11 protein-coding genes and 1 riboswitch are annotated in these 15,352 nt (G+C 73.1%); of the genes, 4 read left to right on the forward strand and 7 right to left on the reverse strand.

The features are described from left to right. Positions 1-137: 137 nt before the first annotated feature. On the forward strand, positions 138-731 hold the full coding sequence (locus ACIP89_RS24315; RefSeq protein WP_401924355.1) for a helix-turn-helix domain-containing protein: 594 nt from the start codon (positions 138-140) through the stop codon (positions 729-731). Here the strand turns inward: ACIP89_RS24315 and ACIP89_RS24320 are convergent. The 6 genes from ACIP89_RS24320 to ACIP89_RS24345 form a co-directional block, all read right to left on the reverse strand. Next, a complete protein-coding gene (locus tag ACIP89_RS24320) occupies positions 707-2,335 on the reverse strand; it encodes an ABC-F family ATP-binding cassette domain-containing protein (RefSeq protein ID WP_402116680.1) in 1,629 nt (542 codons plus the stop codon). The two genes, ACIP89_RS24315 and ACIP89_RS24320, sit on opposite strands and share 25 nt — an antisense overlap. Before the next feature lie 81 nt (positions 2,336-2,416). Next, the gene (gene abc-f, locus ACIP89_RS24325) at positions 2,417-4,051 is read right to left on the reverse strand and encodes a ribosomal protection-like ABC-F family protein (RefSeq protein WP_401926289.1); all 1,635 of its coding nucleotides are present in this window, start codon (positions 4,049-4,051) and stop codon (positions 2,417-2,419) included. Between the two features lie 268 nt (positions 4,052-4,319). Then, complete coding sequence (locus ACIP89_RS24330) at positions 4,320-5,606, reverse strand: VWA-like domain-containing protein (protein ID WP_402116681.1); 1,287 nt, start codon at positions 5,604-5,606, stop codon at positions 4,320-4,322. Next, complete coding sequence (locus ACIP89_RS24335) at positions 5,603-6,871, reverse strand: AAA family ATPase (protein ID WP_402116683.1); 1,269 nt, start codon at positions 6,869-6,871, stop codon at positions 5,603-5,605. The genes ACIP89_RS24330 and ACIP89_RS24335 overlap by 4 nt, the downstream gene beginning before the upstream one ends. A 125-nt stretch (positions 6,872-6,996) precedes the next feature. Continuing rightward, a complete protein-coding gene (locus ACIP89_RS24340; RefSeq protein WP_402116684.1) occupies positions 6,997-8,412 on the reverse strand; it encodes a hypothetical protein in 1,416 nt (471 codons plus the stop codon). Positions 8,413-8,536: 124 nt separating this feature from the next. Beyond that, on the reverse strand, positions 8,537-9,286 hold the full coding sequence (locus ACIP89_RS24345) for an IclR family transcriptional regulator (RefSeq protein ID WP_402116686.1): 750 nt from the start codon (positions 9,284-9,286) through the stop codon (positions 8,537-8,539). A gap of 276 nt (positions 9,287-9,562) precedes the next feature. Here ACIP89_RS24345 and ACIP89_RS24350 point away from each other — a divergent pair, with 276 nt between their 5' ends. Together ACIP89_RS24350 and ACIP89_RS24355 are read left to right on the forward strand one after the other, a co-directional pair. Then, the gene (locus ACIP89_RS24350; protein WP_402116688.1) at positions 9,563-9,919 is read left to right on the forward strand and encodes a VOC family protein; all 357 of its coding nucleotides are present in this window, start codon (positions 9,563-9,565) and stop codon (positions 9,917-9,919) included. A gap of 200 nt (positions 9,920-10,119) precedes the next feature. Next, positions 10,120-12,504, forward strand: a complete 2,385-nt coding sequence (locus ACIP89_RS24355; RefSeq protein ID WP_402116690.1) for an ATP-binding cassette domain-containing protein — start codon at positions 10,120-10,122, stop codon at positions 12,502-12,504. Here the strand turns inward: ACIP89_RS24355 and ACIP89_RS24360 are convergent. After that, the gene (locus tag ACIP89_RS24360; protein WP_402116692.1) at positions 12,489-13,217 is read right to left on the reverse strand and encodes a glutathione S-transferase C-terminal domain-containing protein; all 729 of its coding nucleotides are present in this window, start codon (positions 13,215-13,217) and stop codon (positions 12,489-12,491) included. The genes ACIP89_RS24355 and ACIP89_RS24360 overlap by 16 nt on opposite strands. Positions 13,218-13,596: 379 nt before the next feature. After that, a riboswitch (SAM riboswitch) is annotated at positions 13,597-13,743 on the reverse strand. Positions 13,744-14,298: 555 nt separating this feature from the next. Here ACIP89_RS24360 and ACIP89_RS24365 point away from each other — a divergent pair. After that, positions 14,299-15,303, forward strand: a complete 1,005-nt coding sequence (locus tag ACIP89_RS24365) for an amino acid ABC transporter permease (RefSeq protein ID WP_402116693.1) — start codon at positions 14,299-14,301, stop codon at positions 15,301-15,303. Positions 15,304-15,352 lie beyond the last annotated feature (49 nt).

Raw genomic sequence — 15,352 nt, forward strand, 5'->3', positions numbered from 1 at the left:
AGCGGTGCGGGACGCCGTTGACCAGCAGCGGGACCGGTGTGCCGCGAGCGTGTTCCGTATACGGAACGTTCTGTTTGTGGAACACTAGAGAGGCGGGCTGACGCACGTCAACCGGGAACGGGGGTGGGTGGACGCCGATGGGGCTGAACGAGGACGTGGGGCGCAGACTGCGGGCGCTGCGGCACCAACAGGACCTGTCCCTCTCGGAGTTGTCCCGGCGCTCGCGGGTCGGAAAGGGCACGCTCTCCGAGCTGGAGAGCGGCCGGCGCAACGCGACCCTGGAAACCCTGTACGCACTCGCCACCGCGCTCGGCCGGCCGCTCAGCGCGCTGCTCAGTGATCCGGCGCCGAAGGGGCGCCCCGGTCCGGGACCGGAGGCCGGTGCGGTCTTCGGCGCCGGCCCCGATGGCAGCCTTCCCGGGGTCGCGGGCAGCGCCGTCACCGCGGTTCTGCTGGAGCGGTACGAGGACGCGGCGGCGGTCACCGATGTCTTCCGGGTGATCATCCGGGCGGGCGCCACCCAGGAGTCCGAGGCGCACGTCCCGGGCACGGGGGAGAGCCTGATGGTGCTGGCGGGCACCGCGGTCGTCGGCCCGCCGCACGACACCAGGACGGTCGGCCCCGGTGCGTCCGCGCAGTGGCGGGCCGACGTGCCCCACATCTACCGCGCACCGGAGACCGACGTGCACGGCATCCTCTTCGTGCGCTACCCGACGGCCCGCTCCGGGTGAAGCCGGAGGCCGCGGCCCTGCCAGCGCTCGCGCAGCCAGCGGTCGTGACTGGCCAGCACGACGGCGCCGGGGCCCGTGCCCAGCGCCTCCTCCAACTCGTCGCAGAGCCGCGGGGACAGATGGTTGGTCGGCTCGTCGAGCAGCAGGAGCCGCGGAGGCCGGGCCGTCAGGAGGGCCAGTGCGAGCCTGCGGCGCTGACCGGCCGACAGCCGCCCCACCTGCTTGTCCAGATCCCCCTCGTGCATCAGGCCGAGCGAGGTGAGCGGCACCTCCTCCGCCCGGTCCACGCCCAGGGCGCGTTCGTACGTCTCACGGACGGTACGGTCCGGCCGGGCGAACCGGGTGTCCTGCGCGAGCAGCCCGACCGTCAGCCCCGGCCGCCTGCTCACCTCGCCCTCCGGGGCCAGCCGTCCCGCGAGCACGGCGAGCAGCGTCGACTTCCCCGCGCCGTTGCCGCCCGTGACCAGCAGCCGTTCGGCCGCCGCCACATCGAGCCGGTCGACCGCCAGGCGGCCCGGCACCCGCACCCCGCGCAGGGACACGAGGGTGCCTTCGGCGGACGCGTCCGCGAGCCCCGAGTGCCGGAACCGCAACGGCTGCGGAGGCTCTCCGGTCCGTCGGCGCTCCAGCTCCGCCAGCCGGCGCGAGGCATTGCGGACCCGGCGCGCGATCTGGCTCTGCACCCGGCCCGCCCGCAGGCCGTACCCCATCTTCTCGCTGTCGCGCGGACCCCGGTCCGGCGCCACCTGCCGCGCCGTCACGTCCGCCGAGCGGCGCAGCGCCTCGATCTCCTCCTGCTCCTCGGCGTGACGCCGCTCCCAGCGCGCCCGCTCCGCCCGCTTCACGGCCAGGTAGGCGCTGTAGCCGCCGCCGTACCGCACGGGACCGTCGACGGCCGGATCCAGGTCGATCAGATCCGTGCAGACCGCGTCCAGGAAGGCCCGGTCGTGACTGGCGATCACGACGGGCCCCGGCATCCCGCGCAGCTGCTCCTCCACGAAGGCGGCGGCCTCGTCGTCGAGGTGGTTGGTCGGCTCGTCCAGCAGGAGGGCCGAAGGGCGCCGCACCAGCAGCGCCGCCAGCGACAGCCGGCCGCGCTCGCCACCGGAGATCGATCCGAGGGTGCGTTCGTACGGCAGGGCCGAGAGTCCGAGCCCGGTGAGCAGGACGGCGGCGCGCCGGTCGGCGTCCCAGGTCTGCCGCTCCTCCGCCAGTTCCAGCCGCCGGCCGTACGCCGCCAGCAGTTCGGGGTAGCCGGGGGAGTCCTGGGGAGTGCGGGCCAGCTCCTCGGTGAGCCGGTCGATGGCCGCGAGGTCCTCCCGGGCCTCGCGCAGGGCGTCGTCCAGCACGTCGGCGATCGTCGCCGTGGCGTCGAAAGCCATCTCCTGGTGCAGGAAGCCGACGTCGGCGGGCCGGGTGACACTGCCGCCGTCGGGTTCGTCCGTACCGGCGAGCAGGCGCAGCAGAGTCGACTTGCCGACACCGTTCTCCCCGATCAGGCCGATGCGGTGGCCGGGCGCGGCGGTGAGTGACACCCCGTCGAGTACGCGCTTCGAGCCGAGGGTGCGCACGAGGTCGTGTGCGAGCAGTGCGGGTGCGTTCATGGTGGTCCCATCCAACGTGATCGGTTCGCGGCCCGCCGGGCGGTCGGCCTCGGGCGCGGGCCAGGACGGCACGTCAGCGGTTCACATCCGCGGAGCCCCGGTCTCCAGCAGCTCGCCGTCCGCCAGCCTCAGCCACCGGTCCACCCCGATCCTGCTGAGGAAGGGCTCGTCGTGGCTGACGACCACGAACGCTCCCCGGTACGAGCTGAGCGCGCCCTCAAGCTGCTCGGCGCTCGTCAGGTCGAGGTTGTTGGTCGGCTCGTCCAGGAGCAGCAGCTGCGGGGCCGGTTCGCCGCACAGGACGCAGGCCAGGGTGGCCCGCAGGCGTTCGCCACCGGACAGCGACCTGACGGGGAGGTGGGCGCTGTCGCCCCGGAAGAGGAAGCGCGCGAGCAGGTTCATCCGCTCCGCCTCAGGCCGGTGCGGGGCGGACGCGGCGAAGTTCTCCGCCACCGTGCGGTCGAGGTCGAGCAGGTCGAGCCGCTGCGACAGATAGGCGATCCGTCCTCCGGACCTCCTGATCTCGCCTCCCTCCGGCTGGAGTTCCCCGTCGATCAGCCGCAACAGGGTGCTCTTCCCCGCCCCGTTGGGACCGGTCAGCGCGATGCGCTCGGGGCCGCGGATCGTCAGATCGACGCCCTCGCCGGTGAACTGCTCCCGTCCGCCGAGGCGTACCCGCACCCGCTCGGCGAGCAGCACGGTGCGTCCGGCGGGGACGACGGTGTCCGGCAGTTCGAGGGTGATGCGCTGCTCGTCGCGTACCGCGCGGCCGGCCTCGTCCAGCCGCGCCCTGGCCTCACCGACCCGGGCGGAATGGGTCTGTCCGGCCCGGCCCGCGGACTCCTGGGCGCCGCGCTTCATGTTCCCCGCGAAGATGCGCGGGAGTCCGGCGTTCTTGAGATTGCGGGCCGCGTTGCTCGCCCGGCGCTCCGCGCGTTCGCGGGCCTGCTGCATTTCCCGCTTCTCCCGCTTCAGTTCCTGCTCGGCGTTGCGCACGTTCTTCTCCGCCACCTCCCGTTCGGCCCGCACGGCCTCCTCGTAGGCGGTGAAGTCGCCCCCGTAGAAGCGCAGTTCGTCGCTGCCGAGTTCGGCGATGCGGTCCATGCGGCCGAGCAGCGCACGGTCGTGGCTGACGAGCAGCAGGGTGCCGCCCCACGCGTCGAGCGCGTCATGGAGCGAGTGCCGGGCTTCGAGGTCCAGATTGTTGGTCGGCTCGTCGAGCAACAGGACATCGGGCCGCTTCAGCAACTGGGCCGCCAGGCCGAGGGAGACGACCTGGCCGCCGCTGAGCGTGCCGATGTTCCGGTCGAGGGCGATGCCGGTCAGGCCGAGCCGGTCCAGTTGGGCGCGGGTGCGCTCCTCGACGTCCCAGTCGTCACCGATGACCGCGAAGTGGTCCTCGCCCACATCGCCGGATTCGACGGCGTCGAGGGCACGGATCACTGCGTCGATCCCCAGGACCTCGGCCACCGTCAGATCACCGGTCAGGGGCAGGCTCTGCGGCAGGTAACCGAGGGTGCCGCCCACCGAGACGGAGCCCGCGGTGGGGCGGAGTTCACCGGCGATCAGCTTGAGCAGGGTGCTCTTTCCGGACCCGTTGGGGGCGACGAGACCCGTGCGGCCGCTCCCCATGGCGAAGGACAGGTCGTGGAAGACGGGGGTGTCGTCGGGCCAGGAGAAGGAGAGGCCGGAGCAGATGATGGATGTGTCGGACATGCGGGAGACCTCGCGGGTGATCCCGGACAGCACGGAGTGCGGCCCCGGGGCGATGGACAGAGGGAACAACGACATGGCCACTTCGGCTGCGCTCCTGGGCGCCCGCCGGTGGCCGTCAGCTCCGGGTATCACCCGGAGATGTCGTCGTCACCCGCCATGTCTGATCTCCTCCGTACACGCTGAACAGCGTGATCACCCTAGCAGGCGGTCGCCACCGGGTCTCTCGGGCAACGCCGGCCGCCCCGTCCGGGGCGGGTACACCCGACGCTCACCGGGGGCCGGAAGAGGAACCGATGACGACCGTGCGTGCCCACCCGGGCGGAGAGTCCGGCACGTAGTCGGGATCGTCCTCGCGCCACGACCCGCGGGAGTGCTGCCGGGGGAACAGCCCCACCACCGTGCGGCAGGTGGGCCGCGCGGCGGGCCACGGCGTCTGCCCGTCAGTGAGAACCACCACGACGTCCGGACGGGGCCGCGCCCGCAGCGCCCTGGTGAAGCCCGAGCGCAGATCCGTGCCCCCGCCGCCCACCAGGGGAATGCCCTCGGCGCGGCACAGCGGGTGGGCGACCCCGGCGGCCGCGTCGCACGACAGGACGCTGACCAGGTCCCGGCGGCCGCCGACGCTGCGGGAGATGGCGGCGACCTCCAGGAGGGCGGTGCCCAGTTCGGCGTCGCTGACCGAACCGGAGGTGTCGATGACCACGGTGACCCGCGGTGGCCGGCGACGCAGGCTCGGCAGCACCGCGCCGGGCACCCCGGCCGAGCGCCGGGACGGGCGGCCGTAGGTGTAGTCCTGACCCGTACCGGGGCCGGAGGCCGCCGAGCGTACGGCAGCCCCCAGCAACTCCCGCCACGCCTGTGGCGGGTGGAAGGCCTCCTCCGCCCACCGCTGCCACCCCTTCGGAGCGTCCCCCGGGCGGCCGGTGATGCCCTGGGCCACCCGGAACCGGACCGCGTCCCGTTCCTGGGCGCTGAGTCCGTGCGCGCCGTCCGGGCCGAGGTCCCACTCCCGCTCCAGCCCGTCCGCCCCGCTGCCGCAGTCCAGCCAGGCCAGGCTCTCGATGTGCGGCCCGAGCCGGAACTGCCGGAGGTAGTCCTCCATCAGTTCCCCCTCGGGGAGCCCGAGGGTCTGCGGGCTGACCGCGCCTTCCGGCCGGGCCAGCCCCTCGCCGAACACGTCGTCGTTGATCTCGCAGTCCGCGGCGATGTTCATCCGCAGCCGCTCCCCGGGGCCGGTCAGCCCGCGCTCCCGAGCGACCCGGTCGCCGCGCCCGTGATGGTCGCGCAGCAGGTGCGAGATCTCGTGCACCCACACCCCGGCCAGCTCCTCCACCGGGGTCGCGGCCACGAACGCCGGGGAGACGTAGCACCGCCAGTGCCGGTCGACGGCCATCGTCGGCACCCGCCGCGATCCGACGGTGTGCAGCGCGAACAGCGCCGTCGCCAGGTAGGGGCGCACCCGGGCGGCGTGCAGCCGGGCCGCGAAGAGCTTGTCGAGGTCCAGCGGGACCGGCGCGGCGGGCGTTCCGGGAGTTCCCGGCGTCCGGGGCGTCATCGGCGGGCCCGCTCTGCGGCCGCCGTCCGGACCGCCGCCCGGTCAGCCCGGCGGGACAGCGAGACGACCCCGGCCAGCTGCTCGATGGAGGCGGGGACGTCCCAGTCGTCCTGGCGCAGCGAGGCGAGGGTGGTCGCGGGGACGACCACCAGATCCGGGGCCCCGCTCTCCAGCGCCCGGACCAGGAGCTCCCACGCCGCGTCCCAGCGGGGCCTCGTAGGGCGGCCGCGGACCGCGGCCACCACTCCGTCGAGCACGGCCTGCCGCAGGTCCCCCCGCTCGGGCAGCACGGCCCGGACGGGGTCGGCGAGCAGGGTCTCGGGATCGGGGAGGTCCATCCGGTCCAGGCTCGCCAGGAGCTCCAGCCCCGGACCGTCGCCCACCGTGCCCCGCACCAGTGCGGAGAGCACGTCCCGGGAGGAGCCGGCCGCGGTCGCGAAGGCGATCAGTGACAGCGTCATGTCCCAGGTACGAGGCGAGGGCCAGGGACCGCCCCGGCCGGCCTCGTTGCCGGGCAGCCGGTGCACCAGCGCGGGGCGGGCGGACAGCAGCCCGCACACGGCGCGGCGGGCGAAGTCCACCGCCTGCGGCAGCCCGTCGGGGGAGAGCCGCGGCAGCGTCGCACGGGGCCAGGTCCCGCCCAGGCCGCGCACCACGACCTCGTGGTCATGGGCCCAGCGGAGGTGGACGAACCGGTTGGCCAGGGGCGGGCTCAGCTCCCAGCCGTCGGCGGCCGAGGACCGCGGATTGGCGGCCGCCACGATCCGTACCTCCGGGGGCAGTCGCAGGGACCCTACCCGCCGTTCGAGCACGAGGCGGAGCAGGGCGGCCTGGACGGCCGGGGCCGCGGTGGACAGTTCGTCCAGGAACAGCAGCCCCCGGCCCGCCCGTACGAGCCGAACGGCCCAGTCCGGCGGGGCCATCGGAACTCCCTGTTCCGCGGGGTCGTCCCCGACGATGGGCAGCCCGGAGAAGTCGGACGGCTCGTGCACGCTGGCGATGACGGTGGTCAGCGGCAGGTCCAGGGAGGCGGCGAGCTGGGTGAGGGCAGCGGTCTTGCCGATACCCGGCTCGCCCCAGAGGATCACCGGCAGGTCGGCGGCCACGGCCAGGGTCAGGGCCTCCAGCTGGGTGTCGGGGCGCGGTTCGGTGCCGGTGTCGCGCAGCCGGTCGAGCAGATCAGCGGCGACGTCGAGCTGGGTGACATGGGTGGTGAGAGGTCCGGCCGGGGCGCCGGGGGTCGCGAAGGGTGCGTATGCGGGCATGAATGATCACCTCTGTGGGTTGTGGGCTGTCGGTTCGTTACGGAGCGCGCGTGTACGAGGTGCGCGGGCGGAGTGAGCGCACGGAGGGTGCGGCCGGGGCGTACGGGCGGGGCGGGGCCCCGGGGTCAGCGGAAGGTCGCCTGGCGCGGGCGCGAGGTGTGGTCACCGGAACGGGAACGCGGACGGTCCGGGTAGACGCGGCCGGGCGCGGAACCGGGCCCGCCCCCGCTCAGGCCGGCCCTGAACAGTCCGTGGGCGACCCGCCGCCGCGCGGCCGCCTCCAGCTCGTCCCGCAGAGCGCCGTTGCGCAGCACCGCGCCGGGGCCCAGCAGCCCCTCGACGACGGCCAGCGCTCCGGTGACGTCGCCGTGGACGAGCCGTTCCCGGACACCGCTGAGGCAGTGCGGACGGCGGTGCGCCTCGTCGATGGCCCGCAGACAGGGGAGCGGGGTACCGGTCAGGGCGACCAGCAGCTCCTCGCGGCGGATCTCGTCCGGATCGTGGTCGAGCGGCGCCAGCACCCCGTTGACCAGGCCGATCCGGTGCCGGGCGCCCCGGCACTCGACGAGGTGCGGCCCGCCCGCCGGGTCCGGGTCACGGCGTTCGCTCGCCGGCGCGTGGTCCGGCGCCAGGGCGGAGGCGACCAGCGGGTGCAGCCGCCCGGCCTCGATCGCACCGGCACGGAGCAGCTCCAGGTCGGGCGGCACCCAGACCGCCGCGTCGGGCAGGACCGGCAGCGCGGCGGCGGCCCCGTCCGAGGACGACGCCGAGATCCGCAGCGCGGGCGGGCCGTCCCCTTCCACGAGCGGGACCAGGAGCAGCCGGTGCCGGGCCCCGCACCGCACGGTGACGGGACCGGCGGGCAGCCCCTCGGCACGGAGCAGAATCCCTGCCTCGTCCGCCCACCGGCTCACGGCGAAACGGTCCAGCCGCGGCATCGGCCCAGGCGGTCGCGGCTCCGGTCCGGGAGGCCCGTCGGCGGGCGGGTGACCGGCCCCGGAACGGCTCCGCAGCTCACCGGTCCGGCGGGCGTCCCACAGGTGGCGGTGCAGGTCGAGCCGGAACCGCCGGTTGGGGTGGGGATGCGGGTGCCGGCGCGCACCCGCACCGGAGAGGGAACCGTCCCACAGCGCGAGGCTGATCCGCTGACCGCCGTCCGCCCAGGCCGGCGGGGTCCGGATCACGAGCTGCGGCGGGCACGGACCGTCCGGGCCCCCGGCGTCGTACCGGGCCAGGGCCATGGTCAGTCCCGGACGCAGCAGTCCGTCGGGAGCGATTCTCGGCAGATGCCAGCGCAGCAGGTCGGGTGCCAGATGGCGCAGGTCGGCCCGGATCCGGGCGGCGAGCTCACGGCCGTGGGCGCGCGCCGCGGAACGCAGGTCCAGATCGACGTCGATGCCCGCGGCGGCACACGCCCCTGCCCAGTCGCCGGTGGAACGGCGGGCGGTGGCAGTCTCGATCATGGAGGGCGGCACGGCGAACTCGCGCACGCGCAGCCAGTACGAAGTACGGGAATCCCGGTTCGCGGTCTCGGTGAGCATCAGCACTCACCTTGCGCGGACGGGTCCCCCAATCTGTGAACAGAGTGAGTCATCATCGCGGTGAGCGTATCGGCCGCAACAGCGAACCGCCACGGATTTCTCTCGGACTTCCGCTCAGTGGGGCTCAGTCGGGCAGCGACAGGCCCATCGTGACGCGCATCGCCGTGGACAGCAGCCCGGCCCGCACCTGGGTGGCCCGGTACATCCGGTCCGACCGGAAGGAGATGCCGAGCGAACCGATCTGGTCACCGCTGTACACGGGCACGGCTATGCAGGTCGTACCGAGTGCGTACTCCTCCCGGTCCATGACGACCGGCGCCGCCGGTGTGGAGTCGAGCTGCCGCAGCAGTTCCTCCCTGCGCGTGATGGTGCGGGGCGTGAGGTCGGTCAGCGAGTGCCGGGAGAAGTACTCGGCGCGCGCCGTCCCGTCCAGTTCCCGCAGCACGCTCTTCCCGAGAGCCGTGGCGTGCCCGGCGTCCTGGAACCCGACCCAGAGGTCCACGCGGGGCGCGCGGTCGCTGTCGGCGATCTCCATCACCCGGATCTCGCCCTCCTCGTACAGCGTCAGGTAGACCGCGGCCGAGAGGTCGTCCCGCAAGGTCTTCAGGACGGGCCGGATACGGTCCGGCAGCCCGCACCCGGCGCCCGGCGACAAGCGTTCCGAGGGGAGGGCGAAGGCCCCGTCGGCCTGCTCGGTCAGATAGCCGTCCCGCGCGAGCACCCTCAGCAGCCGCTCGACCGTGGCCACCGGCAGACCCGCCTCCCGGGCCAGCTGCGGCACGGGGACATCAGAGGAGTGCGCCCCTGCCGCCTCCATCACCCGCAGGGCACGCCCGACGTACGCGATGAGCTCGGGGCCGGCCTCGTCACCCATGCCCATAAGCATGGACCCGGTGCCGGAGGGCGGCAATACGTCCTGAGTACGGCCCTGACCTGGGGCGCGGCCGGACGGGACGAAGGGCGGGCGCCGGTCCGGGACGGCCGGCCGGACCGGTCAGGAACGGAGAAGCGCGGTCACCGCGCCGCAACTAGCGTGTTGGCCAGACACCGGGCGCCCGGACACCGGGCGCCGACCGCGACCGCCGGTCCCGTACCCAGGCCTCGGCCGCCCGTACGGGGCCGATGAGTCCCACGAACCACAGGAGCGACCATGACCGGCTCTGCCACTCAGGGAATCAAGACCGTCCTGCACCCCGTGTCCGATCTTGCGGCCGCCAAGGCGGTGTACACGGCCCTGCTCGGCGTGGCCCCGACGGCGGACGCGCCCTATTACGTCGGCTACGAGGCCGGGGGCCAGCACATCGGGCTGGTGCCGGACGGGGGAGGACAGGTCACGGGCTCGCCCGTGACCTACTGGGAGGTGCCCGACATCGAGGCGAAGCTGGCCGAGGTGACGGCCGCGGGCGCCACCGTGAAGGAGCCCGCGCACGACGTCGGCGGCGGACGTCTGGTGGCCACCTTCACCGACCCCGACGGCAACGTGCTCGGGCTGCTCCAGGACAGCTGAGCCGCGAGTGCCGTGGCCGGCGCCCCGGCACGGGAGAATCCGGGCGGTGGAGCGTTGCCACGGCCGCGCCGGCCACGTACAACCATGCGTACCGCCCCCGGCCCGCCGGATCGGGCCGGATGGTGCCGAGGGGTGCCGCGACCGCGTCATCATGGCCCGGCCGGCCGGCAGATAGACAGACAGATGGAGAACCGATAAGCATGGCCACCAGAAGGGACGCGGCTCCGTCCGCGCCGCACGCTGCGGACATCCACGATGTGATCCGCGTGCACGGCGCGCGCGTGAACAACCTCAGGGACGTCAGCATCGAGATCCCGAAGCGGCGGCTCACGGTCTTCACCGGGGTCTCCGGCTCGGGCAAGACCTCGCTGGTGTTCAACACGATCGCCGCGGAGTCGCAGCGGCTGATCAACGAGACGTACAGCGCCTTCGTCCAGGGCTTCATGCCGACGCCGGCGCGGCCCGAGGTCGACGTCCTGGACGGGCTCACCACCGCGATCATCGTCGACCAGCAGAAACTGGGCGCCGACCCGCGTTCCACGGTCGGCACGGCCACCGACGCCAACGCGATGCTGCGGATCCTCTTCAGCCGCCTCGGAAAGCCGCACATCGGGCCGCCCGGCGCGTACGCCTTCAACGTCCCCTCGGTCCGGGCGAGCGGCGCCATCACCGTCGAGCGCGGCGCGAAGAAGGCGGTGAAGGCGACCTTCAACCGCACCGGCGGCATGTGCACCCGCTGCGAGGGCCGGGGCACCGTCTCCGACATCGACCTCACCCAGCTCTACGACGACTCCAAATCGCTCGCCGAGGGCGCCTTCACCATCCCCGGCTGGAAGTCCGACAGCTTCTGGACCGTCCGGGTCTACGCCGAATCGGGCCTGCTGGACCCCCACAAGCCGATCCGCGAGTTCACCGAGAAGGAGACGCACGACTTCCTCTACCGGGAGCCGGTCAAGGTCAAGGTCGAGGGCGTGAACCTCACCTACGAGGGGCTGATCCCCAAGATCCAGAAGTCGTTCCTGTCCAAGGACAAGGAAGCGCTGCAGCCGCACATCCGCGCGTTCGTGGAGCGCGCGGTCACCTTCACCACCTGCCCCGAGTGCGACGGCACCCGGCTCAGCGAGGGCGCCCGGTCCTCGAAGATCAAACGGATCAGCATCGCCGACGCCTGCGCGATGCAGACCAGCGACCTGGCCGCCTGGGTCCGCGGTCTCGACGAGCCCTCCGTAGCACCGCTGCTCACCGCGCTGCGGCAGACCCTCGACTCGTTCGTGGAGATCGGGCTCGGCTACCTCGCGCTCGACCGGCCGACGGGCACGCTGTCCGGCGGCGAGGCGCAGCGCGTCAAGATGATCCGCCACCTGGGCTCCTCCCTCACCGACGTCACCTATGTCTTCGACGAGCCCACCGCCGGGCTGCACCCCCACGACATCCAGCGGATGAACAGGCTGCTGCTGCGCCTGCGCGACAAGGGCAACACGGTGCTCGTCGTGGAGCACAAGCCGGAGACGATCGCGATCGCGGACCACGTCGTCGACCTCGGCCCCGGCGCCGGCACGGCGGGCGGAACCGTCTGCTTCGAGGGCACCGTCGGGGGACTGCGGGCCGGGGACACCGTCACGGGCCGTCACTTCGACGACCGGGCCACCCTCAAGGACACCCCGCGCAAGCCCACCGGCGCGCTGGAGATCCGGGGCGCGGACGCGAACAACCTGCGCGACGTCGACGTCGACATCCCGCTCGGCGTCCTCACCGTGATCACCGGCGTCGCCGGCTCCGGCAAGAGCTCACTGATCCACGGCTCGGTCTCGGGACTGGACGGGGTGGTGTCGATCGACCAGGGCGCGATCCGCGGCTCGCGACGGAGCAACCCCGCCACCTACACCGGGCTGCTCGACCCGATCCGCAAGGCGTTCGCCAAGGCCAACGACGTGAAGCCGGCCCTGTTCAGCGCCAACTCCGAGGGCGCCTGCCCCGGCTGCAACGGCGTCGGGGTCGTCTACACGGACCTCGCGATGATGGCGGGCGTCGCCACCGTCTGCGAGGAGTGCGAGGGGAAGCGGTTCCTGGCATCGGTGCTCGAATACCGCCTCGGCGGACGTGACATCAGCGAGGTGCTGGCGATGCCGGTGACCGAGGCCGAGGAGTTCTTCGGCAGCGGCGAGGCACACACGCCGGCCGCACACCGCATCCTCGACAGGCTGGCCGACGTCGGGCTCGGCTACCTCAGCCTGGGCCAGCCGCTCACCACCCTGTCCGGCGGTGAGCGGCAGCGGCTCAAGCTGGCCACGCACATGGGCGAGAAGGGCGGGGTCTACGTCCTCGACGAACCGACCACCGGCCTTCACCTCGCAGACATCGAGCAGCTGCTCGGCCTGCTCGACCGGCTGGTGGACTCAGGGAAGTCCGTCATCGTGGTCGAGCACCACCAGGCGGTCATGGCGCACGCCGACTGGATCGTCGACCTGGGCCCCGGCGCCGGGCACGACGGCGGCAGGCTCGTCTTCGAGGGCACCCCCGACGACCTGGTCGCGGACCGCTCCACCCTCACCGGCGAGCACCTCGCGGCCTACGTGGGAGCCTGAGGCAGTGAGTCAGCCGCGGCCGCCCCGCCCGGCACGTCCGGAGTCCCCGGCAGCTCCGGTGTATCCGGGAAGGCGGGGTGGCCGCAGAGACGGCGCACGTACTCCTTGAGCCGGGGACGGTCGCCGAGGGCGGCGACCGGGCCGAGACGGACGAGCGCCACCCACAGGTCCACGTCCCCGGCCGTCAGCTGCTCGCCCAGGGCGTAGGGCTGCCGGGCGAGGGACCGGTCCAGCAGGTCCAGGGCCGCCGACCGCTCGGAGGACCCCGCCTGCGGGGTGACGTCCCGGTCCAGCAGCTCGCGCAGCGTCTCGATGCGGTCGGCGAGCTCCGGCGGGCGCAGCGCCGAGGGGCGGGCCTCGTCATGGCCGGAGAGCAGGCCGGCCAGATCGCGGAGTATGTCGGGGGTGTGGTTGCTGACGATGCGCCCGCTCCACCGGTCGCACAGCGCGGGCGCCGTCAGCGGCCCGTCGTAGTGGTGCAGCGTGGCCTCGTACGCGCCGCGCAGCGAGGCGTACGCCTCGGGTGTTCCGGCGGGGTGCCCCAGGAACGTGGTGGCGACCGAGTCCCGGAGCCCGAGCAGGCCGAGGGTGATCGAGATGCGCAGCGAGCGCGGACAACTCGCCGACAGGAACAGCTCGTAGCGGTGCGGAGCGGGATAGAAGCCGCCGGCCAGACCGACCCCGATCCGGCTGTGGATACGGGAGGACGGCACGGCGATCTTGGGACGGGGATGGCTGGCGCACGGACTCGGACCGGATGAGACCGAGCCGCACGTGATGGAGTTGCCTGTGCTGGAACTGCGCGAAGCTGTCTCGGGCATGACTCTCCTGTGGAGATCCCTGTGGGAACGAGGAAGCCACCGCCGCCTTGTGGGCACCAGCGGCCGGATGGGGAACGGCTGCGCCTGCGCACCGGTCCGAGTCACGGCAGCGCGGACCCGTGTGCGTCATCGCGACCGTGCGGACCTGCGCGCGTCCGGTGTTCCGGGCTAGTACGCGCTGGAGACACGCAGCAGGTCGATGTGCAGGCGCCTCGTCAAGCCGTTCCTGGACAAATCCCACCCGTCCCGACTCCGGGGCCCGCGAGACGCGGGACCACGCTTGCCCCGCCACGCCGGCGGGACCCGGTCGTCACCCGGGGCACCCCGTCGCGGTGGAAGGGTTGCCTGCCAGCGGGCCGGGGCCGATGAACCCCGTGAGCAGGACGGATCCCGCACGGGGGCGCTGACAATCGTGACCGTCCACGCCAGTTTCGGTGCGCCGGGTGACGCCGTCAAGGAGGCCACAGGGGCCATCTCGCCTGTTGGTCACCCGCGTTGACATTCCTGTCGGCGCATGCATAACTTGCGGCGCGGAACGGTCCCGGTTGGCAGCGATACGCCCCGGATCGCCGGCCGGCATCCCAGCAGACCGCGGGGGTGCCGCAGTTGAGACCGGACGGTGTCCGGCAGGCGCGAGGCCCCGCGGGGCGGATCGGTGACGGTGAGGGCGATGCACGCAGCTGAGGGGATGGCTGCCTGGCGGTCCCGAGGCCGCGTTCTGCTCTGCGCGGACCGCTCCGTCGACCTCCAGCGTGTCAACAGCGCCCTGTGTACCGCCGCTTGTCGCGCTCTCTGTCAAGGCTGACGGCCTTCTGACTCCCTGACGTCCACCGCTGCCGCGGTGCGTCCTCTCCCCGCCCGGCCCCCTGCTCCGCGCTGTGCCGCCCGCGCCCCGCCGCGTCGTCCCCGACGACCGGCGCGGCGAGGCGCTGCCGTCCGTGGTCCGGGCCGTCCGCATCCGCTGGAGCCCTCCGTGAGTGAATCCCCCGGCGTCGCTGTGTCCTCCGGGTCAGCGCCGCCCGCCGAGGCGGCCCCCCGCCCCGGGCCACCCCTCGTGCCGAAGCCGCAGGTCCCGCAGCGGGTCCGCCCGCTCCTGCGGCCCGGCCGCTGGATCGTCACCGTCGTCGTGCTGGTGCTGGTCGCCCAGATCGTCCACGGACTGGTGGCCAACCCCTTCTACCAGTGGGACCGGTTCCAGTACTGGTTCCTGCGGCCCACCATCCTTGACGGCCTGCTCGTCACGCTCGAAGTCGCCCTGCTCAGCGCCGTGCTGGGGCTGCTCGGCGGTGTGCTGCTGGCCCTGGCCCGGCTCTCCCCGAGCCCTGTGCTGCGCGCGGTCAGCTGGGTCTACACCTGGCTGTTCCGGTCGGTCCCGCTGATCGTGATCCTGCTGTTCCTCTACAACTTCAGCGCGCTCTACCGGACGCTGAGCGTGGGAGTGCCGTTCGGCCCGGCGTTCTTCAGCTTCGACGAGTCACGCCTCGCCACCGACATGACCGTGGCCGTCATCGGCCTCAGCCTGAACGAGGCGGCGTACGCCTCCGAAGTGGTGCGCGGCGGCATCCTCTCCGTCGACCAGGGCCAGCACGAGGCGGCAGCCGCCCTCGGCCTGCCGAAGCGGTACCGGTTCGCGAAGATCGTCTTCCCGCAGGCCCTGCGCTCCATCACCCCGAACTACGTCAACCAGCTGATCGGCCTGATCAAGGGCACCTCGCTGGTCTTCTACGTCTCGCTGCTCGATCTCTTCGGCTCCGTGCAGAGCATGGGCAGCACCTACCCCGGCGACATCGTGCCGCTGCTGCTGGTCGCCACCGCCTGGTACCTGATCCTCACCAGCGTGGTGTCCGTCATCCAGTTCTACGTCGAGCGGTACTACTCGCGGGGCGCGCTGCGCACCCTGCCGCCCACGCCGCTGCAGAGGCTGCGGACCGGCCTGGGCGATCTGCGGGCACGGGTCCGGAAGGTGACGGCGATATGACCGCGGAGACGACGACCGGAAGAGCGGAAGCGGCCGGGACACCGGGGCA

This window comes from Streptomyces sp. NPDC088730, assembly GCF_044751215.1.
In the GTDB taxonomy this organism is placed as follows: Bacteria; Actinomycetota; Actinomycetes; order Streptomycetales; family Streptomycetaceae; genus Streptomyces.